Origin of the sequence: Arcicella sp. BE140, assembly GCF_031456255.1 — a bacterium.
GTDB lineage: Bacteria > Bacteroidota > Bacteroidia > Cytophagales > Spirosomataceae > Arcicella > Arcicella aquatica.
Genome location: NZ_JAVDUE010000008.1, coordinates 199444 through 221001, shown reverse-complemented (window position 1 = coordinate 221001; position 21558 = coordinate 199444). Strand labels below are relative to the sequence as shown.

General features: G+C 33.1%; 18 protein-coding genes. 15 read left to right on the top strand and 3 right to left on the bottom strand.

The window, feature by feature from the left end; translation table 11 throughout:
* Nucleotides 1-15 precede the first annotated feature (15 nt).
* Nucleotides 16-1734 carry a 2-succinyl-5-enolpyruvyl-6-hydroxy-3-cyclohexene-1-carboxylic-acid synthase gene (gene menD / locus J2Y60_RS13340; RefSeq protein WP_309916459.1) on the top strand — a complete coding sequence of 573 codons (1719 nt, stop codon included), beginning with the start codon at nt 16-18 and terminating at the stop codon, nt 1732-1734.
* 265 nt (nt 1735-1999) lie between these two features.
* On the opposite strand, the gene J2Y60_RS13335 is transcribed toward menD, so the two are convergent.
* A complete protein-coding gene (locus J2Y60_RS13335; protein ID WP_309916457.1) occupies nt 2000-2902 on the bottom strand; it encodes a tetratricopeptide repeat protein in 903 nt (300 codons plus the stop codon).
* 203 nt (nt 2903-3105) lie between these two features.
* On the opposite strand from J2Y60_RS13335, the gene J2Y60_RS13330 reads away from it, so the two are divergent.
* The 4 genes from J2Y60_RS13330 to J2Y60_RS13315 all read left to right on the top strand — a co-directional run bounded on the left by J2Y60_RS13330 (nt 3106) and on the right by J2Y60_RS13315 (nt 4626).
* Nucleotides 3106-3543: a peptidylprolyl isomerase gene (locus tag J2Y60_RS13330; RefSeq protein WP_309916454.1), complete on the top strand. Its 438-nt coding sequence runs from the start codon at nt 3106-3108 to the stop codon at nt 3541-3543.
* Nucleotides 3544-3574: 31 nt separating this feature from the next.
* A complete protein-coding gene (locus J2Y60_RS13325) occupies nt 3575-3817 on the top strand; it encodes a hypothetical protein (RefSeq protein WP_309916451.1) in 243 nt (80 codons plus the stop codon).
* A 168-nt stretch (nt 3818-3985) separates the two neighbouring features.
* Nucleotides 3986-4231, top strand: a complete 246-nt coding sequence (locus J2Y60_RS13320) for a hypothetical protein (RefSeq protein ID WP_309916449.1) — start codon at nt 3986-3988, stop codon at nt 4229-4231.
* Nucleotides 4213-4626, top strand: a complete 414-nt coding sequence (locus J2Y60_RS13315; protein ID WP_309916447.1) for a type II toxin-antitoxin system VapC family toxin — start codon at nt 4213-4215, stop codon at nt 4624-4626. Before J2Y60_RS13320 ends, J2Y60_RS13315 begins: the two co-directional genes overlap by 19 nt.
* A gap of 83 nt (nt 4627-4709) precedes the next feature.
* On the opposite strand, the gene J2Y60_RS13310 is transcribed toward J2Y60_RS13315, so the two are convergent.
* Entirely contained in the window at nt 4710-6521 is a 1812-nt protein-coding gene (locus J2Y60_RS13310; protein ID WP_309916444.1) for a PDZ domain-containing protein, read from the bottom strand.
* A 224-nt stretch (nt 6522-6745) separates the two neighbouring features.
* On the opposite strand from J2Y60_RS13310, the gene J2Y60_RS13305 reads away from it, so the two are divergent.
* From J2Y60_RS13305 to trmB, 6 genes are all read left to right on the top strand, one after another.
* Nucleotides 6746-9769 carry a tetratricopeptide repeat protein gene (locus J2Y60_RS13305; RefSeq protein WP_309916441.1) on the top strand — a complete coding sequence of 1008 codons (3024 nt, stop codon included), beginning with the start codon at nt 6746-6748 and terminating at the stop codon, nt 9767-9769.
* Nucleotides 9770-9827: 58 nt separating this feature from the next.
* Nucleotides 9828-11519 (top strand): hypothetical protein, encoded by a 1692-nt coding sequence (locus J2Y60_RS13300; RefSeq protein ID WP_309916437.1) that lies wholly within the window; start codon nt 9828-9830, stop codon nt 11517-11519.
* Nucleotides 11520-11567: 48 nt separating this feature from the next.
* Complete coding sequence (locus tag J2Y60_RS13295; protein ID WP_309916434.1) at nt 11568-12635, top strand: SPOR domain-containing protein; 1068 nt, start codon at nt 11568-11570, stop codon at nt 12633-12635.
* Nucleotides 12636-12671: 36 nt separating this feature from the next.
* Nucleotides 12672-13646: a hypothetical protein gene (locus tag J2Y60_RS13290; protein WP_309916431.1), complete on the top strand. Its 975-nt coding sequence runs from the start codon at nt 12672-12674 to the stop codon at nt 13644-13646.
* Between the two features lie 137 nt (nt 13647-13783).
* Nucleotides 13784-15076: a folylpolyglutamate synthase/dihydrofolate synthase family protein gene (locus J2Y60_RS13285; protein ID WP_309916428.1), complete on the top strand. Its 1293-nt coding sequence runs from the start codon at nt 13784-13786 to the stop codon at nt 15074-15076.
* A gap of 47 nt (nt 15077-15123) precedes the next feature.
* Nucleotides 15124-15777: a tRNA (guanosine(46)-N7)-methyltransferase TrmB gene (trmB, locus tag J2Y60_RS13280; RefSeq protein WP_309916425.1), complete on the top strand. Its 654-nt coding sequence runs from the start codon at nt 15124-15126 to the stop codon at nt 15775-15777.
* Nucleotides 15778-15849: 72 nt separating this feature from the next.
* On the opposite strand, the gene gap is transcribed toward trmB, so the two are convergent.
* Nucleotides 15850-16860, bottom strand: coding sequence for a type I glyceraldehyde-3-phosphate dehydrogenase (gene gap / locus J2Y60_RS13275; RefSeq protein ID WP_309916422.1), 1011 nt, complete (start codon nt 16858-16860; stop codon nt 15850-15852).
* Between the two features lie 827 nt (nt 16861-17687).
* Between gap and J2Y60_RS13270 the strand changes: the two genes are divergently transcribed.
* The 4 genes from J2Y60_RS13270 to J2Y60_RS13255 all read left to right on the top strand — a co-directional run bounded on the left by J2Y60_RS13270 (nt 17688) and on the right by J2Y60_RS13255 (nt 21224).
* A complete protein-coding gene (locus tag J2Y60_RS13270; RefSeq protein ID WP_309916419.1) occupies nt 17688-18506 on the top strand; it encodes a 2,3,4,5-tetrahydropyridine-2,6-dicarboxylate N-succinyltransferase in 819 nt (272 codons plus the stop codon).
* A gap of 162 nt (nt 18507-18668) precedes the next feature.
* The gene (locus J2Y60_RS13265; RefSeq protein ID WP_309916416.1) at nt 18669-19526 is read left to right on the top strand and encodes a S1-like domain-containing RNA-binding protein; all 858 of its coding nucleotides are present in this window, start codon (nt 18669-18671) and stop codon (nt 19524-19526) included.
* Between the two features lie 99 nt (nt 19527-19625).
* The gene (locus J2Y60_RS13260; protein ID WP_309916414.1) at nt 19626-20096 is read left to right on the top strand and encodes a helix-turn-helix transcriptional regulator; all 471 of its coding nucleotides are present in this window, start codon (nt 19626-19628) and stop codon (nt 20094-20096) included.
* A 657-nt stretch (nt 20097-20753) separates the two neighbouring features.
* Nucleotides 20754-21224 carry a nucleoside triphosphate pyrophosphohydrolase family protein gene (locus J2Y60_RS13255; RefSeq protein ID WP_309916411.1) on the top strand — a complete coding sequence of 157 codons (471 nt, stop codon included), beginning with the start codon at nt 20754-20756 and terminating at the stop codon, nt 21222-21224.
* Nucleotides 21225-21558 lie beyond the last annotated feature (334 nt).

The window sequence follows — 21558 nt, the reverse complement described above, 5'->3', positions numbered from 1 at the left end:
AATCTGTAAGTATCTATGCTTTTACAACCGATTGTAAATCTTGTAGAAATTCTTTCAAGAAAAGGTGTTCATCATGCCATTATTTCACCCGGTTCACGGAATGCTCCATTAACAATTGCTTTGGTGCGTCATCCTGTTATTGAAACATGGTCGATTTCTGATGAACGTTCCGCTGCTTTTATTGCGTTGGGGATGGCTCAAAACCTTAGCAAACCCGTAGCTATTTGTTGCACTTCAGGCTCAGCAGCTTATAATTACGCGCCCGCAGTGGCCGAGGCTTTTTTTCAAGAAGTTCCTTTGATTATTCTGACAGCAGATAGACCCAAAGAGTGGATTCATCAACATGACGGGCAAACAATCTATCAAACAGATATTTTTGGGAAGCACGTAAAGCAAAGCTTTGAAATAGGGGCTGATTACAGCCATCCAGATGCTATCTGGCATATCGAACGAACAGTTAATCATGCCGTAAATCTCGCCAATACTTTTCCTAAAGGACCAGTTCATATTAATATTCCCCTCAGAGAGCCTTTTTATCCACTTGAAAATGAAGTAGTTGTCTCTGATGGTAGTGTGAGAGTAATAGAAAGGGTTGAAACATCTAATGTTCTCTCAAACGAGGTATGGGCTAATCTTTTAGCAAGTATTGAGCAATATGATAAGGTATTGATAGCAGGCGGGCAAAATGAATTTGACCCTGATTTAACAAATATATTAGAGAAGTTACAAGACGAATTTAATTTCCCTGTAGTTGGAGACTCCATCTCAAATTTAAAATTCAACGTGATTTCTAATCAGGATGTTTTTCTGCAACAAGATGCTGAAAACTTAGCACCAGAATTATTAATTACGTTTGGAAAATCCTTTATTTCAAAAAGTTTTAAAACCTTTTTGAGAAAAAATAAGGCTATCGAACATTGGCACTTAAGTTTAGATAATCACCTGATTGATACCTTTCAATCGTTGACCAAAATACTTCCTGTTCAACCGCTGTATTTCTTTTCCAAACTATTAGAAGAAATAGATTTCTCTCAATTCAAAAACGGAGATGATGAAGAAAGAAGTAGTGATTATTTGGACGCATGGAAAAGAAATAGCTTCAAGGCAAACAATTATCTTGAGCATTTTTTCTTAGAAAACTTCCATCAACATCAGTTAAATGAATTTTATGCCATCAAGAAACTATTAGATGCCTTACCTGCTAATAGTCAACTACATTTGGCTAATTCCATGTCAGTAAGATATGCCAATTATATAGGAACTGACCCAACTAAGAAAATAGAAATATTTGCCAATAGAGGAACAAGCGGGATTGATGGTTGTGTAAGTACTGCTGTTGGTGCTGCCCTGACTACTACGAAACGTGTGTATCTATTAATAGGGGATTTAGCTTTTTTCTACGATAGAAATGCCCTATGGAATCGTTATATGCCTGATAACCTTAATATTATTTTGATGAACAATCATGGTGGTGGAATTTTCAGAATAATTGACGGCCCAAGTAAACAGGCTGAGTTAGATGATTATTTTGAAACAGTTCAATCATATACCGCTGAAAAAACAGCCTCTGAAGCGAATTTAGAGTATTTTAATGCAAAGACCGTCGAAGAGTTTCATCAATTGTCAATAGCTTTTCTTCAACCAAATGGAAAATCAAAAATCTTCGAAATAGAAACAGATAGTAAATACAATACTGAGATATTCAAGAAATTTAAAGCAGGCTTTGCGCTTTAAGTTAAACTAAGCATGAGTCATCCCGAATTTTAAAATCATAAAAAGCGGTCGAAATTAGTTTTCCGACCGCTTTTTTATGATTGATGGTCAATGAATTCCTACTGTTTGAGCGGTAGCGAGTTTAGGAATTCTTGAATTTCTTTTGTTACTTTTCTTGTTTCAAGACAAGAAAAGTAAGGACTAGACGATAATTAAGTAGAAAACCTCACAAATTGTCTCCAAAACGCACAATTTTAGGAAAAATTCGGGATGACTCATGTTTAAATTATTTAATATCAATACTATTATCCAATTTCTTTGCCTCTTGAAATTTCATTTGAGCTTCGTTCTGGTTACCAATTTTTTGAAAGTAATAACCTAAATTTCTGAGCGTATAGGCATTTTGCGGATTAATTCTTAACGAACGCTCTAGCGTTTCTTTGGCTTGGTCTAGCTTACCAATTTGCAGTAAAATATAGCCATAGTTGTTTAAATAAATCGCATCAGTCGGTTTTAAAGCGATGGCTTGTTCTGAGAATACTTTTGCTTCTTGAAATTTTTGTTCTTCCGACAGGATAAATGCCAAGTTGTTTAAAGCGAAATCTTGTTTAGGATTAATCGAAATCGCTTTTTGAAAATCCTTTTTAGCTAAATCATATTGTTTGTTTTCAAAATAAATAAAACCGTGGTTTGAATAGGCCTCTGCATTATTAGGGTTAATCCTAATCGCTTTTTCATAATCGGCCGTTGCTCCAGCACCATTATTAAGTTGTACTTTTACATTCCCTAAGCTCACAAAATAAAAAGATGAATCTTTAAAAGGCACTGCAATTTTTTCTAAATCTACTAAGCTATTCTGAAAATCTCCTTTTTGGAAAAATACTTCAGAACGATTGTAATAAGCTTCCCAATATTTTTTGTCGATATCAATGGCTTTATCTAAATCCGATAAGGCTTCATCGAGTTGATCAAGCTTTTGATAGGCCAAGGCCCTGTTATTATAAGCATCAGCAAAATCTGGATTTTTAATAATGGCTTCGTCAAACCAATGAATAGCCTCTTGATATTCCTTATCTTTTAATTTATAATTCCCTCTTTTGAAGAATTTGATAGCCTCTTCTTTTTTATCTGCACCACAAGAAAAAAGTAAAATGCCCGAGAGTATCAATAATAATGCTTTGTTTTTCACTGATTTTAAATGTTTTATGTAAATAATTGTCTTTGCAGGTTCAGTTTTGTGTGATGAAGTCCCTCGTAAAATTACTAGAAATAGTTGAAATGAACTTGGAAATCGGACAAGAGTCTTATGCTGAACTATGACTTTAAGACTTTTGTTTCTAATTTTGTAAGGGCAGCTCGCTGTCTTGATTTAAACTTTTAAAAAATATTGCAATGATTAAAGCTGAAATGCTAACCGACAAAGGTTTGATGGTGATAGAATTTTATGAACAAGATGCTCCCATTCATGTTAAAAACTTTGTTGATTTATCAAAAAGTGGATTTTACGATGGCGTAACATTTCATAGAGTTTTACCTGATTTTGTGATTCAAGGTGGAGACCCAACTGGAACAGGTGGTGGTGGCCCTGGCTATACTATTCCTTGCGAATTGACAGGAAATAACCAATATCACGACCGTGGTGTTTTATCAATGGCTCACCGTGGTAGAAATACTGGAGGTTCACAGTTCTTTATTTGTCATAGCCGTAAAAATACTGCTCACCTAGACCGTAACCATACTTGTTTCGGTAAAGTAGTAGAAGGTTTGGAAGTAATAGATGCTATTCGTCAAGGAGATGTCATCCAGAAAATTACTATTATAGAAGAATAGGTCAGTCTCACACAATTTAAATTAATCTGATATGTATTTTATTGGCGAGTTAAAAGGTTCTAGTCCTGATTTGAAAATTTCATTATATAAATGGAATTCAAAGTTTTTTGTAAAGTTCGAAACACCAGATTTAGAACAAGTTTACAAAATATCAGAGATGGACGTTTCTGAAGATGAAGTTCGAGCAATGGTCAATGAAGCATTTATCGAAAAAATTATCGCCCGTTTTAAAGAGATGTATCAAGATTTAGGAGAATTAATGGGAGATTATTAACATTGAAATTTAAATAAGGGCGATAAACTTTAACAAAATAGTTTATCGCCCTTATTATTATTGTTCGTTACAGTTTAGTTTACACAAGAAAGTTTAATTTTGTACGTATATTTTATATACTTCAAAATATTATATAGTTTGAATAATGTTGTTTTAAACTGATGAGTCATGCCACAGATTATCATTAACTATAAAAATCCTAAAACGCTTGAAGCTTTAAAGGATTTCTCGAAATACTTTGATTTTTCAATACAAAAGATTGACAAATCGAAACCTCAAAAAACGTCTTTAAATGGCGTTTCGCTTATATCAGGTGATAAGATGATTGATGTTTCTGATATTTCTCAAATTTTCACAGGTAAAGATATAGATGCTAAAGATTTACGCCAGAAAGCATGGAAACGAAGAAAATAATTTGTGATACTGATGTAATGATTGATTTTTTTGACGAAAACAAAAAACGGCATCTAGTTACAAAAAATATTATTGAAGAAGTTATTGGTATTGACAATGTCGTAATATCAGCTGTCACTAAAATGGAAATGATGGTTGGTGCTACCAATAAAATAGATTTAAGAACAATCAATAAAAAACTTCAACGTTTTCATATTGCTTTAATAAATGATAATATCTCAATAATGGCTTTTGAATTAATTGAAAAATATTATTTAAGTCATGGGTTAGTAATGCCCGATGGGTTGATTGCATCAACAGCAATTATTACTGATTTAGAGCTATTTAGCTATAATATAAAAGATTATAAGTTTATAAAAGGTCTTAAATTATTTAAAATAGATCATAAGGATTAAGTACATAATTAAGAATTATTTAGAAATAAAATAGGCTTCTTAAAAAGAAGCCTATTTTATTAAATGAGTTTAAATATTTTTGTTTACAAAAACAACCATTTTTTATAAAGTGCTTTTTGTTCCTCTGTTTGGGTAGGAAGTGCTTCGATCACGAAATTTTTAGTAGGGTTTCTCTGAATCTTAATCGCATAAGTTTTATCCAAGCCATCTCTTCTTACTTTTATAGCCATAAGATCACCAATCTTCTTGTTACTGATAGCTTTTAAAACCTCTTCAGATTTTGAAATAGTCTGTCCATCAATCTGTAAAACTTCATCATTAACATTCAATCCGTCGATATATGCAGGTGAATCTTTTATCACTCCAGTGATTTTCAAACCACTAGCTGCTCTAAATTCAGCCCCTAGATATGGCTCATTTTTTTCAGCATTTTTATCAACCAGCGTCATGCCCACAGCAGACAAATAAGTATTATAAGAGATAGCCTCTGTTCCAAAAATATATTTTTGGAAAAAATCATCCATTTTTTTACCAGCAACAGCTTCTACCGTTTTTTGAAATTCTTCATCTGTAAAACCTCTGCCTAGTTTTTTGTAATATTCATTGTATAAGGCTTTCATTACATCATCAAGATTTTTAGCACCTTTGGTAGATTCTAAAATAGCTAGATTCAAAACACCACCCAATACAGCTCCTTTGTCATAATAAGAAATAGTACTGTTGCGAGAGTTTTCGTTCGGGCGATAATATTTTATCCATGCATCCCAACTTGATTCTGCGACCGATTGAACCTTATTACCCGGCTGGTTTTCGATGGTATTGATTTCAGAAGCATAGGCACTCATATATTCCTCTGGCGTGTTCAAATTAGCCTTACGCAAAATGTAAGTAGCATAAAAACTAGTACAACCTTCTGAAAACCACAGCATATGCGTATAGTTTTCATTTTCATAGTCAAACGGGCCAAGTGCTTTTGGACGAATACGTTTTACATTCCATAAATGAAAATATTCATGTGCTATCAAATTTAATAAACCTTGATAACGTTTTGGATCTGAATAGCTGTTTCTTGATGTTTGGCAAGTAGTTGAATTAAGGTGCTCTAAACCACCCCCGCCAGCAGCTAAATTATGAATCAAGAAAGTATAGTCTTTACAAGGATGCTCGCCAACCACAGACATAGCAGCTTCGCAAACTTTCTTGAAATCAGCGGCAACTTTAGCATCATCAAATTTTGCTTCTCCATACATAGCAATTTTGTGCGGAACTCCACTTACATCAAACGAAAGTACTTTCTGCGTTCCAATTTCAATAGGTGAGTCAATCAAAATGTCAAGATTATCCGCTTGGTAAGTAAATGTACCAATATTTTTCAAACCTGTTGAAACGCTCGTCCAGCCCTCATAAGGTTTAATTATCAGCGTTGATGGAACTTGTTTCCAAGCATTAACGTATAAGAATACACTTGCAGGATTTAAATACCCGTGAGAATCGTCTAAGAAAGATGTTCTAACCGATAACTCATAGGCATATACTTTATAAGAAATGCTTACTTCACTGGTATTTTTATCAATCAGTACGCGCCAAGTATTTTTATTGATTTTATCAGCTTTTAAAAGACTCGTTTTGCTAGTAGCCTTAACACTTTCTACATTTTTAGCATATTCACGAATCAAGTAAGAACCTGGTGTCCAAACGGCCATTTTAAAATCGATATAACCTTGAGCTTTAGTTTTTAAATCAAGATTAGACACTTTCATATTCACATCAAAATAATGAGAAGAAGGTTGTTCCATCGAAAGGGCATACTCAATTTTAGGCTGACTTATAGGGGTCTGCGCACTCAGGAATTGGCAAATGAGTAGGAATACGGCTAATATTGATTTTTTTTTCATAATTTAATGTTTGCTATGAACGTTTTAAAATTAAATAATACTTTACGATGAAAAAACCTTTGTAGCTTGATAATTTTACTTGATTATACTAAACTTACAAGCTTCGAAGAATTTCACAAATGTCAAAAGTAACAATCCATAGCTTGTTTAACAAATTATTTTCTATCTAAAAATAATCATATTTGCTTTTTTTGATAGAATAAACACCCTAAAAATCATCTCTAATGAAAAGATTAACTTCGTTAGTAATCTCAACACTCCTTTTATCATTCTTTGCTTTCAATACCGCTGTTATGGCACAAAGCACATTAAGTTATTCAGATATTTCTGTTCATTTTAGAAATGGACAAGAACATTTTGAATCAAAGAATTATGAAGCATGTAGAGCAGAACTAACCCAATACCTCGAAGCAGACAGAACCTTTTTGGAAAAAGAAGATGCCAACAAAGTGTGGGCAGAATACTATTTAGTAAAATGTAGTTTGTATTTAAATTATTCGGATACTGAATTATTAGCCAATCGATTTGTAAGAAATTATCCTGAGCATCCTATTGCAGGAACACTTTTTACCGAAATAGGTAATTATTTTTATGAACAAGGCGATTATACCAGAGCAATAGACTATTTATCGAAAAGCCCTAAATCAAATGAAGAAGCACAATTTCGTTTAGGAATTTCGCATTTTACCCTTCAAAATTACAATGAAGCGCTTGTTATTTTTGATAGCATCAAAGGCGGTCAGGGACAATACGCACCTTCGGCTTCATATTATGCAGGCGTTATTAATTTCAGGGCTAAAAAGTATGAAGAAGCTATTTTTGATTTTAAACAAGCCGAACTTTCTACTTCTTATTTCTCTGAAATTCCAAGTTGGTTAGCCCATAGTTATTATCGACAAGGAAAATTTACTGAAATGTTGGCTTATACAGAGCCTTTATTAAAAGAGAAAAATTCTGGAAAAAAACTTGATGATGTAGCGTTGTTAAGTGCAGAAGTATATTTTCAACAAGCAGAGTATGCTAAAGCTGCCAATTATTATACTATTTACAAGAACTATAAGTCGCAAGGAATGCCATTGACGATTGCTTATCGTTATGGTTATAGCCTTTATAAAACCGACCAGTTTGCACCAGCGAGTGAACAATTAAAAAATGTTGCTGCCAAAGGCGATACGCTCGGTCAATATGCCGCCTATATTTTAGGGATTTGTTATTTAAAAGCCAATAATCCTAATTATGCGTTGGGAGCCTTCGACCAAGCTAGAAAGACCAACTTCAATAAAACGGTTACGGAAGATGCTGATTTTAACTACGCAAAAGTATTGCTTGATTTACAAAGAGGAGCAGAGTCTATCAAAGCCTTTGAAAGCTTTTTAGCAAAATATCCAAATTCTAAATACGAAGACGAAGCCAATGAATTAGTCAGTGAAGCCTATTTATATTCCAATAATTATCAGGCAGCACTGGCCTATATAGAAGGATTGAAGAAACGAACACCAAGAACCAATGCCGCTTATCAAAGGATTTCATTCAATCAAGCGGTAAAATTCTATAATGACGAACGTTATGCTGAATCACTTCCTTATTTTGAAAAATCATTATTAACGCCCGAGAACCTAGAAACGAAATATGCCGCTAATTTTTGGAAAGCAGAGGCATTGTCGGCAGAAAAAAGATATTCGGAAGCTATTCCTTTATACCAGTCGTTGATTGCTACTACTGACCCTTCTGTGAGTAGTTTAGCTGAACTTCAAAGTAAGAGCAAATATTCATTGGCTTATTGCTATTACAATAACAAAGAATACGACAAAGCGAATAAAGTTTTTAAAGAATATGCCGACCAAATGAAATCTTCTGGCGATTCACAATCTTATCAAGATGCCTTGATTCGTTTGGGGGATACTTATTTTGCATCTAAAAACTACGATCAAGCGATTTATTATTATGATCAAGCCATTGCAGGCAGTCGTTCAGACCGCGACTACGCTACTTTCCAGAAAGGGTTAGTATTAGCCTTGAAGGGTAATGAAGCAGGAGCAAAGGCAGCTTTCCAAAAAGTTCAAACAGATTATCCACAGTCTCTTTATTTTGACAATGCCTTGTATCAAGAAGCCAATTTGGAGTTTGTCGCTGGAAGATACATTCCTGCTATTACTAGATTCACTCAGTTGATTAATAATAAACCACAGAGTAGATTAATTCCAAACGCTTTATTAAAACGTGCAGCTGCTTTTGCCAACACGGCCAATCATGAGGCTTCTATTTTGGATTACAAGAGTATTTTGAAAAACTTCCCGACACTTTCACAAAGTAAAGATGCTTTGACGGGCGTGCAAGAAGAATTAAACGAAGTGGGTCGTCCAGAAGAATTTTCGGCAATTTTAGCAGATTATCAACGAACTAACCCTACTGATAATTCTGTAGTTGGCTTAGAATATGAAACTGCTAAACGCCTATTTTATGCAGATAAATTTGATAAAGCTATCATCGCTTTGAGCGAATACGTTCGTAAAAATCCAACCAGTGTAGAATCGTATGAAGCTAAATACTTGGTTGCTGAATCTTATTATAAATTGAATGACAAATACCAAGCGTTGAATTTTTATTATCAAGTAATAGCTGATAATAAATACAAATCAGTCAACAAAGCTTATGTAAAAGCGGCAGAATTAGAATTTAACGGTAATAATTTCAGTAGAGCTATTACGAATTACAGAAATATTTTAAGATTCGTAGGAGATAAAAAAGACCAACAAGCAGCTTTAATAGGGTTGATGGAATCTTATTATAAAATGTCAAGACCAGATTCTACACTATATTATGCCAATGAAGTAGCTAATACTCCCGATTTAATATTGGGTGCAAAAAGCAAAGCAAGGTTATATACAGGTAAAATTTACATGGACAGAAATGATTTTGTAAAGGCAACAGAATATTTCAATCAAACGATTCAAATTGCCAAAGATAATTATGGTGCAGAAGCGCAGTATTTGATTGCTAAAATTCTTTATACCCAAAGAAAATATAAGGAATCGTCTGAAATGATTATCAGTAAATTCAGAACAGACTTTGCTGATGCTGCCGATAACATTGTTGGTAAAGCATATTTATTATTATCAGATGATTTTGTAGGTCTTGATAATATCGTTCAAGCACGTGCTACTTTAAACTCTATTATAGAGAACCTTCCCGACCAAACGATTGTAGCGGAAGCGAAAGTAAAATTAAAAGCTATCGAAAAACGATAGTAAAGCACATCATCACCATAATTTAAAATAGACTTAGGTAATTTAAACCTTTCTTACAATGCAAAATAGCTCATTTAATACCATATATACCCGACTCCCTTTATTACTAATTGCGCTTGGTTGTTCTTTGCAAATGAAAGCCCAGAAGAAAGAAGGAGAAGTAAAAACAGATGAAATTGAGGTTTGGAAAGAGGCAAAAGTGAATTTGCCTCAAGCGAATAGAATTTTTGAAAAGATTTCTACCGCTAAAATAGATAATACCAAAAAGCCTATTCGATACGAATTTATTGAAAGAAGATTACCAGTAGAGACGCCAGAATTTAGTCCTACTGTGACAATGCCTGATAAAGGAAGTACGAAAGAAAACGAATTTGCGGAAAGATATAATAATATAATCAGGGCTGGAATTGGTAATTATGGACATACCTTTTTAGAAGGGCATGGAGGGTTTTCAACTGGCGAGGATAATTATCATGGCGTATACATCAAACACAATAGCTTTAGACTAGGCCCTATTGGTGCAAATTATTCTGGTCAATCTCAGAATTTAATAAAGGTTCATAGCCGAACATCGTTCAGTGCCGTAAAACTAGCGGGTGCATTAGGGTGGGAAAGAAGAGGTTTTGATTATTATGCTTATAATAACCAAAGCAATTTTAACTTCCCTGAATCGCAAATTTTCAATTCATGGAACAAGTTTAATTTCACCGGTACAGTAAGTAATAATAACAAAAATGCGAAAGTTGACTATGTTCTTAACTCAAACTTATCGTATTTATTTACACACTTAAAGGCCAATGAATTAGTTTGGAATGCGAATTTGAAAGGAGTATATCCCCTGACAGAACAATTATCAGCCTTACTTGAAGGAAGTATCGTTATCGCTCAGCGCCAAGACTCACTTACTTTATACCGTAACCTGTATAAAGTAAAGCCAACCTTTCAATTTAAGAATGATTTATTTTCAATCACGGCGGGTTTGAATATTATCAATGACAGAGAAAAGAATACGTTTAATAACAGCTATTTATTTCCAATTGTCAAAATTGATGTGCAGCCTATTGAAGGTGTGAAAGTATTTGCAGGATATGAAGGAGATGTGTATGCGAATAATCTTTCATCATTATTAACCGAAAATCAATGGTTAGGAAGATTCACTCAATTAAGAAATACACGTAAAACAGCTGATTATTTTGCAGGAGCAAAAACCACGTTACCTAACGGACTTTCGGTAGAAGCTAAAATTAGCTATGCTCGTTATAAAGATTTTTATGTATTCAATAGCAATTCAACAGATAGTACTCGTTTTGATGTGATGTATTCAAATGATACCACTATCGTAAAAGTAACGACTTTTTCAGGACAAGCCAGCTATCAAATTCCTGATGTTTGGAGGTCTAATTTCAAGTTTGATGTAAATGTATATAGCGGCTTAGGTAATCTAGAAAACGCTTGGCATCGTCCTGCTTTCAATGCTACTTGGACGAACACATTTACTGTTAAAGATAAACTATTGTTAGCATCTGATTTTTACTTTATCACTGGACTAAAAGGGAAAAACTATGTGACAAATCGTGAAGTAAAACTTAATTCGATTATCGACCTTAACTTAAAAGCTACCTATTTACTTTCTGAACATTTAGATTTATTCATTTCTGTGAACAATATTTTGAATAAAAGTTATCAGCGATACTTATATTATCCTACACAAGGGGTAAATTTTCTTGGTGGTCTGTCATATTCTTTCTAAATTCGTCCATAGAACTTAAAAACAACTATTTGAATTCTTTTAAAATTTATGACAACAGTACAAAATCATATTAGAGAATTACTCTTTGAACAAGATTGTGTGGTAATCCCTGATTTTGGAGGATTCGTAACCAATTTTGATTGTGCCAAGGTTGATAAATTAGAACAATATATCCAGCCGGCACAAAAATGGTTGGCTTTCAATGGCTTACTAAAAAATGATGATGGTTTGTTGAGTAACTTTATTGCCAAGCATGAAGGAATAAGCAGAGAAGAAGCTACTCAAAAAATTAGACAGTTTGTTGACGAAGCAAAGAGAGGTATTCGTGTCGAGCAACACTTTCATATTGATGGGGTTGGTATGTTTACACAAAATGAAGAAGGTAAAATTCAATTTCATGCTTCAGAACAAAGTAATTTTTTAGGAGAAAGTTTCGGATTAGAAAAAATATCTATCAAAAGAAGTAATATTACTCAGCCAATTATTAAAGTGGATACGCTGGTTAATAATACTGTTTCTCAGAAAACTATTCAACATGTTTTTGCTAGTAATGATCGTGATACATCAGCGATAGAGCTTAAAGTTATGGCTAATAGAGTATCGACTACTAAGGATAAAAAAAGAACTCCTGTATTAAAGTTTTTAGTAGCTATGGTAGCTGCTTCATTGTTTGTCTCAGCTCTTTATTTATATGATAATGAGAAAAACAGTTTAAGTTCTTTCAATCCTTTTCAATTTTCGCAGAAACAACCTGCAGAGATGGAAGCTTACGCTGACCCTGTACCTGTAGATACTGCTACGCCTATAGCAGTGGTTCCAAAAGTAGATTCTTCTAAATTTGTGAAAATTATTCCTGCTGTTAAATCAATTGAAAAATCGATACTAAATGAAGATGAAAATCGTTTTTTTGTAATAACAGGAAGTTTTGGACAAAAAGAGAATGCAGAGAATCAATTAGAAACATTGAAACGTAAAGGTTTCTCTCATGCTTCTATTTTAAAACCATCAAATGGCGGAAAGTTAATAAAAGTTTCTGCAGGTAGTTTTAATGATGAAGAAGAAGCTATCAAAGTTGCTAAATCTATCAACCAAAATGCCTGGATATTTAAAAAGTAAGTTTGGTTATTCTATCAATCATTAGCTATTATATCAATGAACTCCTATCAACTCGAAGAAGAAGAAAGTAAAAATAGGCAGAGAGCGCTTATTATTACAATTATCATTAATGCTTTAATGTTTTACTTATTTTGGTACATTACGGTATGGACTAGTGAGGAGAACAAAAAAGAAGAATTAGTGGGTGATGGAGGTTTTGTCATGAATTTTGGGACAGATAAATCAGGAAGTGGAAAAGTTTATACAAAAAACAAAGCCAGTGATTTAAAAGAAGAAATAGAATCTAAAGCTTCAACTGAAACTAAGAAAATAGAAAAAGTAGTTCCAAAGCCTGTGATTCCTCCAGAAGTTGAAAAAGTAAAAACAGTTGTTAAGAAAGCTCCTAAAGAACCACCAGTAGTCAGTAGCAAAGTTACGAGCCCTGTAAAAGTGAAAGAGGAAGTAATAACTAAAGTTGAGAAAAAGGTTGCAACAAAACCAGCTGAAGTAAAGCCAACTCCTGCACCTGTTAAAGTCCCTGAGAAGAAAATTGATAATTCAGCACTCTTACCAACCAAGAAAGGAAATAGTTCTTCTAATGGTACTTCAGGAACAGAATCAAGACCAGGAGGAGCATCTGATGGAAATTCAACAGGGAAAGGAAATCAAGGACAGCCTGAAGGAAAGCTAGTTAAAGATGGGAATTATGTAAAAGGACCAGTAGGAGATGGGAACGGTGGAACAGGAGGAAGCGGAAGCGGTGGAAGTTCCTTAAATTTAACAGGTTGGACATGGTTTAGTAAACCTGTTGTTGATGATGATTCAAACGATACAGGTATTATTCGATTCAAAATTAAAGTAGATTCTGATGGTGATGTAGTTGATATTAGTCTTGTCGAAAGCACAGTTAGTCCAACAGTCATGCAGAAATACAAAAGAACAGTTCAGAAGACGAAATTTAGACCGACAAGTGATGGAGATAGACCAGAATATTCCTCTGGAACAGTCACTTTCAAATTAAGTCCGAGATAATTTGAGATAATTATTGAAAAGTGTAAGTCGAAAGGCTTACACTTTTTTCTTTTAAGAGCATTCATCAATTATCTTTGTTCATTAGATAATCAGGATAAATCATCAGGATTGCTCTGTCAGCATCCGATTTTAATAAAATGACCTACGAAGAAACTATTCATTATTTATACCAACAATTACCCGTATTCCATAGAATAGGGAAGAAAGCTTTCAAGGCCAACTTAGATAATACCAATGCTATTTGTGCGCATTTAGGAAACCCTCATGAAAAATTTAAAACAATTCATATTGCAGGAACCAATGGAAAAGGAAGTACTTCTCATTTTTTAGCAGCTATTTTGCAAGCTGCTGGCTATAAAACAGGCTTGTATACTTCGCCACACTTAAAATCATATACAGAACGCATTCGCATCAATGGTGAGCCAATAGCGGAAGAAGCGGTGGTTTCGTTCGTAGCTGAGAATCAGACTTTTTTAGTGGATTTAAAGCCTTCTTTTTTTGAAATGAGTGTGGGTATGGCCTTTGACTATTTTGCCCGTCAACAGGTTGATATTGCTGTAATTGAAGTAGGTTTAGGAGGGCGATTAGATTCTACTAATATTATTCATCCAGAACTATCTGTTATCACTAACATTAGCTTTGATCATACGGATATTTTAGGAGATACCCTTGCTCTTATTGCTGGAGAAAAAGCTGGAATTATCAAAAAAAATACGCCCGTCGTTATAAGTGAGTATCAGGATGAAACCAAGGACGTCTTTATTCAGAAAGCCTTAGTAGAAGCTGCCGATATCTTTTTTGCAGAAGATAGTTTTTCAATAAAATCATTTGATAACAACGGACTATCATTAACATTAGAAATTCTAAATAAAAAAACTAATTTATCTGAAACCTATATTTCTCAACTAAAAGGGAGTTATCAGTTAAAAAATATTTTAGGGGTATTACAAGCTGTTGAAATATTGAAACAACAAGGATTTGACATCACCAATGAAGCTCTTAAATATGGCATAGAAAATGTAGTTTCTATCACTGGCTTAAAAGGTCGTTGGCAAATATTATCAGAAAACCCAACAATGATTTGTGATACAGCCCATAATTTAAGTGGCATTACAGAAGTACTATCAAGCATGGCAAAGATAAAATACAATAAGCTATGGATGATATTAGGCTTTGTTTCTGATAAAGATATAGATGGTATTTTAGCTCTGTTACCTAAAGAAGCCACCTATATCTTTTGTCAAGCAAATGTTCCTAGGGCGTTAGAAGCCAGTCTGTTAAGTGAAAAAGCAAAACATTTTAATTTGCAAGGTTTTGTCATAGAAGATGTAAACAAAGCCATTGGTTTTGTTAAAAATCAGGCTTCAGCTAAAGATTTAATTTATGTTGGTGGAAGTACTTTTGTAGTAGCAGATATTGACGAGTTGTAATTTTATGAGCGTAATTCAAATATTAAGAAAAAATAAGTAGTAGATTAATGGGAAGGCAAAAAGCTAAAAGATTTGAGAGTAATATTATTCAAGAGAATGTTATACAAGAAGGAAAACCATTGTATGAAAATATAAAAGGGGCATGGAATAAAGAGGTTTTTCATAATTCAAATCCCATCGTACTTGAACTGGGCTGTGGAAAGGGTGAATATACAGTAGGGTTGGCCAAGTTATTTCCTGATAAGAATTTTATAGGCATTGATATAAAAGGGGATAGGATAGCAGTGGGGAGTCAAAAAGCGATTGAAGGTAATTTAAGGAATGTTGCCTTTCTGAGAACTAAAATACATGGGTTAGATAGTTTTTTTGAAGAAAATGAAGTGTCTGAGATTTGGATAACTTTTCCTGACCCACAAGTATTACAGAGTGGCGTAAGGAGAAGGCTTACAAATCCACGTTTTTTAGAGATTTATGCTAAAATTTTATCCCCAGGAGGGTATTTACATTTAAAAACAGATTCAGAATCATTCTTTAAATACTCAATCACTGCTTTAAATGATTTTGGAGCTAAGGGCTTAATTGAAACTAGAGACCTGTATAATTCTGATTTGAATGTAAGACATTATAATATTAAGACCAGATTTGAAGAGATTTTTACGGCAAAAGGCTTCAATATTAATTACTTGTATTGCTCGTTTTAGGAGCCAATTGAAGGTTATAAAACAAAAAAGGTGAATCGTTTGATTCACCTTTTTTGTTTATTTGTCAGCTGATTATTTAATCAATTGAGCAAAATAATTTACTGTACGTACTAATTGAGAAACGTAAGACATTTCGTTATCGTACCAAGATACAGTTCTAACGATTTGACTATCACCTACAGTTTGTACTTTAGTTTGTGTTGCATCGAATAATGAACCAAATGAAGTACCAATGATATCGCTACTTACGATTTCGTCTTCAGTATAACCAAAGCTTTCGTTTGAAGCTGCTTTCATTGCTTCATTGATTTCACTAGCAGTAACTTTTTTAGCTAACACTACAGTAAGTTCAGTTAATGAACCAGTAATGGTTGGAACTCTTTGAGCAGAACCATCCAATTTACCTTTTAATGAAGGAAGTACTAAACCAATTGCTTTTGCAGCACCAGTAGAGTTTGGTACGATGTTTTCAGCAGCAGCTCTAGCTCTTCTTAAATCACCTTTAGCGTGTGGAGCATCCAAAGTATTTTGGTCGTTTGTATAAGCATGAACAGTTGTCATTAAGCCGTTTACAATACCAAATTGTTCTTCTAATACTTTTGCCATTGGAGCCAAACAGTTAGTTGTACAAGAAGCACCACTAATTACTGTTTCAGAACCATCTAAAATATCGTGATTTACGTTAAATACAATCGTTTTAGCATCACCAGTAGCAGGAGCAGAGATTACTACTTTCTTAGCACCAGCAGTTATATGAGCAGAAGCTTTTTCTTTATCAGTAAAGAAGCCTGTACATTCTAATACAACGTCAACTTCGTGTTTTCCCCAAGGAATAAGAGCAGGATCTCTCTGAGCATAAATAGTTACTTCTTCGCCATTAACTGTAATAGTGCTGTCAGTAGAAGTAACTTCTGCATTAAAACGTCCTTGTGCTGAGTCATATTTTAATAAATGAGCCAACACTTTAGGGCTAGTTAAATCATTGATTGCTACAATATCAATGCCTTCCATGTTATAAATCTGACGATAGACTAAGCGTCCTATGCGTCCAAAACCGTTGATTGCAACTTTTACCTTTGCCATTTTTAAATAAGGGATAATTGATTAAATCTACAGTACAAAAGTAGAGTTTTTAGGAGAATAATACAAGTAAAAACAATATATATAAACAACTATCTATATTAGTAATTACTAATAGTAAATTTAGTAAAAAACTAATTATGTGGTTATAATTGCTAAAAATAATAGTTATTTTATCTAGTTTTACTAATTTATATACCGCATCCTTACTTTCTTTATAGCTTACAATCCTGATAGAAAATTGCTCTTAAACTACTTAATATCTGTCTCGCTACGGCATAATATAACCTCTATGAAGCATATAAATGATAAATATAGTAATATGAAAGTCTTAAGAAAAGGATAGGGAAGGGGGTATTTATTACGTTTAGCGCAATAGGAATGAGCTTAAATAAAGATATGATGCATAAATCTGTAAATATATGCTAGAGCTGTTTCCTAAAAGACTATATACACTAAAGAGAGTCTATTCAAATGAAATCAACCTGAGAGATAAATAAAATTAGGGAAATCTTGTGCTCAATTATTTCTAACTGTAAACTGTCAAATTGACACACTATTATTAAAATAATCAACCAAATAATATTTTGTTTATCAAATATTTACATAAAAACAATATCTGCAATTCACTTAAAATCAATTAATTAAACCACTCAAAATAAACAATTAGTTTTTAACATAAAATTAGAGAGCGTTAATAAGGATAATGACTAAAGACTTAATGTTATAACATTCTATCTGGTGATTCTCTTAATATAATTTCATTAAGTATGTTCAAAACAGATTATCTTTGTAGATTAAATAAAAGCAACAATATCCAAAATATTTAAATGGAAAATTTAAAACAAATTATTGAAAACGCTTGGGAGAATCCAACTTTACGTTCATCAGATGAAACAAAAAAAGCTATTGAGGCAGTAGTTGAAAAAGTAGATAAGGGCGAGCTTAGAACAGCACATCCAAATGAAGATGGCTCTTGGACGGTCAATGAATGGGTTAAAAAAGCAATCGTAATGTATTTTCCTATTCGCCAAATGGAAGTGCAAGAAGTAGGTATTTTTGAATTTCATGATAAAATGAAACTAAAAAATAATTATGCTAATTTGGGCGTACGTGTTGTGCCACCTGCGGTAGCAAGATATGGAGCTTATTTAGCAAAAGGCGTAATCATGATGCCATCATACGTAAACATCGGTGCTTATGTAGACTCGGGAACAATGGTTGATACTTGGGCTACAGTCGGTAGTTGTGCTCAAATCGGCAAAGATGTTCACTTGAGTGGCGGTGTTGGAATTGGCGGTGTTTTGGAGCCACCACAAGCTTCTCCAGTGATTATTGAAGATGGTGCTTTCATTGGCTCACGTTGTATTGTTGTTGAAGGAGCAAGAATTGGTAAACGTGCAGTATTAGGAGCTGGCGTTACGATCACTGGGAGTTCTAAAATAATAGATGTAACAGGTACTGAACCTGTAGAATACATAGGATTCGTTCCTGAAAATAGTGTGGTTATTCCTGGAAGTTTAACCAAGAAATTTGCTGCGGGTGAATACAATGTTCCTTGTGCTTTAATCATTGGTAAGCGCAAGGAAAGTACAGACCTTAAAACCTCTTTAAATCAAGCGCTAAGAGAGAATAATGTAGTTGTTTAAGGATTGTATCCATTCAAGAAAAAAAGTCGTGATTTTCACGACTTTTTTTCTTGCTATTAACTTAAAAATAACGTTCAATATTCTATTTGATTGATTTTCATCTTAAATTCGGTTAATACATATACATTCCAACTGAATGTTCATTCTAAATAATATATAATAATGATAAATGAGACACATCCTTTACAATTAGGTAAATACAATAGGCTAGAAGTCATCAAAGAATTAGACTTTGGTTTGTATTTAGATGGCTTTGAAGGTGAAGAAATTTTGATTCCTAGAGTCTATGTTCCTGAAGGCACTCAAATAGGACAATTCCTAGATGTATTCATCTACAGAGATTCTGAAGATAGGCTTATTGCGACTACTTTGAAACCTTATGCTACGGTGGGGGAGTTTGCCTATTTAAAGGTGAAAGATGTGAGCAAATTAGGGGTCTTTTTAGACTGGGGATTGATGAAAGATTTACTGGTTCCCTTTGGTGAACAACAATCTAAAATGGCCGTGGGAAGAAGTTATTTAGTTTATATTTATATAGACGAGGAGACCCAAAGAATAGTTGCTTCTGCCAAGATCGATAAGTTTCTCCCAAATGATGCAGAAGAATTTACTGAAAAACAACAGGTAGAATTGCTACCATACGAATACACAGATTTAGGCATAAAAGCATTGATTAACAAATGTAAAATAGGTGTAATTTACAAAAATGAAGTGTTTAAATCAGTGAATCTAGGAGAGTTTACAATTGGATACATTAAAAAAATCAGAGACGACGGAAAGATTGATTTAACATTGGAAAAAATCGGGTTTGAACGAATTGACAATACTAAATTATTCATATTATCTCAGTTAAATAATCATAATGGATTCCTTCCATACAATGACAAAACAAGCGCTGAAGTTATTTATAGCAATTTACAAATGTCAAAGAAGGATTTTAAGAAAGCTATTGGGGGATTATATAAAGACATGCAAATTATCATCAAAGAAGATGGAATTTACATTAATAAACAAGAATAGATTAACATTTATATTCAATTACATTTGTAATTTACACAATCAATTATCATATTTACATTATTAAATTACTATTGTAAATATATATTAAACATTTGTAACATGGATTTAAATAAAAAAATAGAACAGATAATAGTAGATAAGGGGCTCTCCCCAAGTTATTTTGCTGATGCCATAGGGATACAGCGAAGTAGTATCTCACACATTCTATCTGGGAGAAATAAGCCTAGTTTAGACATTGTACAAAGGATTTTGAAGGTATTTCCTGACATAGACAGAGATTGGCTTCTTTTTGATAACGATTCACTTAGTCAGAATATCCCTCAGCCTCATAAACAAATAATTAGTAATCAAACAATTAGGACTACCCAGAATAAAGATATAAAACCCCAAGAATCGGTTAAAAATAGTAGTCCTGAGCAATTATATGTACAATCGCCTGTAAATGCCTTACAGAGGCGTAAAACAGAGCGTCCAGAGGTGGTTGAAGCGCCCGCTCCATCAGGTAAGCAAATAGAAAGGATTGTAATATTTTACACTGATGGCACGTTTATGGAAAGTAAACCTGTTTGATAAAATTTGTACTTTTTTAATATATCCCTTATGTAGTTATGGATAGAGTAGGAGGAAACTTGCTGGATAAAGAGAGAGGAATTAAATAGAAAAAGGAGGTAGATAATGCCTCTTTTAAGGGCTCTTCTTATGAAAGAAAATGGTTAAACAGGATGTAGTTTGAAAGAAAAAGATATTGTCTCTTAAAATCAAAATATCAAATTTTGATTTTAAGAGAGGGTAAAAGTGGGCGAAAAAAATCCTTTTTTAAAAAAATAAGCTGATATTTTATATATATCTATATTTAATAATATGGATATATTAAATACAACATCTAGTATTTTTTGTTTTCTATCCGACTCTATTTCCTACTGAGAACTACTTATTTATACTAGGTACTTCCTATTATATTAGCCCATTTAACTCTTTAAATACCTACCTTTTAGAGTAGTATTTAAAATAACGTTTCACACAATCATACACATATCTTGCTGATTATCAATTAGTTAAACAAAGTGTTCCACGTGAATTTATAACTTACTGATAATTAGATACTTATAATTTTATTAGTAATAATAGTAATATTAATAAAAGCAAATACATTTATTGATGCATAATCTTAGGGCTATTCTTACTAATTTTGATTAAATTTTTACTTAAAACATTATATAAAAAACCATGCAAAGCATAGATTCTCTTAATCAAGTTGCTGAATTTCATCGCACATTCAAAGCACCCATTCTTGATAAACCACAGATACCTTCCTTAGAACGATGTAAATTAAGAGTAAGTCTTATTGCTGAAGAATTGAGAGAGCTACAAGAAGCCATTGAAGCTAATGATCTTGTTGAAGTAGCTGATGCGTTATGTGATATTCAATATGTACTTTCTGGAGCTGTATTAGAATTTGGTCTTGGTGAAAAATTCGTTGACCTCTTTAATGAGGTGCAAAGATCAAATATGTCTAAAGCTTGTAGCACTTATGAAGAAGCAGAAGCCACTGTAGAATTTTATTTTCAAAAAGATGGCACTGTGGCTGAGATTATAAAAGATGAAGATAAATTTTTAGTTTATAGAACTTCCGACAATAAAGTACTTAAATCTGTAAAATATTCACCTGCTGATTTAAAAAGTATTCTAACACAATAATTTTAATGATTCTGCCTTTAAAATTAATCGCCTCAGAATTAAATAATCAAGGCAGAATCATTGAAAAAATATTTCATCTGATTCTCAGCGACTTCATCAAAGTACTTTCACTTTCATATTGATTGATAACCTATTAATTACCAATCCATTAGAACAAACCAGTCTCTTCTAAGTAGCTATATATTATCAATATTATCAGCTTCAAAAAAATAAATTTAATTGTTATATAATTTACATTATGTTAAATAAAACATTTAATACTTGAAAAGTTGCTAAATAACATACCTATTTGCTGTTTTCCATCATATAAATTGCTCATGACTGAAAATTTTCT

Bases quoted from the DNA above. Each gene is read 5' to 3' on its own strand.
- J2Y60_RS13325 (WP_309916451.1), top strand. From the start codon at position 3,575: ATGTATTTTATTGGCGAGTTAAAAGGTTCTAGTCCTGATTTGAAAATT.
- J2Y60_RS13320 (WP_309916449.1), top strand. From the start codon at position 3,986: ATGCCACAGATTATCATTAACTATAAAAATCCTAAAACGCTTGAAGCT.
- J2Y60_RS13255 (WP_309916411.1), top strand. From the start codon at position 20,754: ATGCAAAGCATAGATTCTCTTAATCAAGTTGCTGAATTTCATCGCACA.
- menD (WP_309916459.1), top strand. From the start codon at position 16: ATGCTTTTACAACCGATTGTAAATCTTGTAGAAATTCTTTCAAGAAAA.
- J2Y60_RS13265 (WP_309916416.1), top strand. From the start codon at position 18,669: ATGATAAATGAGACACATCCTTTACAATTAGGTAAATACAATAGGCTA.
- J2Y60_RS13300 (WP_309916437.1), top strand. From the start codon at position 9,828: ATGCAAAATAGCTCATTTAATACCATATATACCCGACTCCCTTTATTA.
- J2Y60_RS13315 (WP_309916447.1), top strand. From the start codon at position 4,213: ATGGAAACGAAGAAAATAATTTGTGATACTGATGTAATGATTGATTTT.
- J2Y60_RS13330 (WP_309916454.1), top strand. From the start codon at position 3,106: ATGATTAAAGCTGAAATGCTAACCGACAAAGGTTTGATGGTGATAGAA.
- J2Y60_RS13305 (WP_309916441.1), top strand. From the start codon at position 6,746: ATGAAAAGATTAACTTCGTTAGTAATCTCAACACTCCTTTTATCATTC.
- J2Y60_RS13285 (WP_309916428.1), top strand. From the start codon at position 13,784: ATGACCTACGAAGAAACTATTCATTATTTATACCAACAATTACCCGTA.
- J2Y60_RS13260 (WP_309916414.1), top strand. From the start codon at position 19,626: ATGGATTTAAATAAAAAAATAGAACAGATAATAGTAGATAAGGGGCTC.
- J2Y60_RS13270 (WP_309916419.1), top strand. From the start codon at position 17,688: ATGGAAAATTTAAAACAAATTATTGAAAACGCTTGGGAGAATCCAACT.
- J2Y60_RS13295 (WP_309916434.1), top strand. From the start codon at position 11,568: ATGACAACAGTACAAAATCATATTAGAGAATTACTCTTTGAACAAGAT.
- trmB (WP_309916425.1), top strand. From the start codon at position 15,124: ATGGGAAGGCAAAAAGCTAAAAGATTTGAGAGTAATATTATTCAAGAG.
- J2Y60_RS13290 (WP_309916431.1), top strand. From the start codon at position 12,672: ATGAACTCCTATCAACTCGAAGAAGAAGAAAGTAAAAATAGGCAGAGA.
- J2Y60_RS13310 (WP_309916444.1), bottom strand. From the start codon at position 6,521: ATGAAAAAAAAATCAATATTAGCCGTATTCCTACTCATTTGCCAATTC.
- gap (WP_309916422.1), bottom strand. From the start codon at position 16,860: ATGGCAAAGGTAAAAGTTGCAATCAACGGTTTTGGACGCATAGGACGC.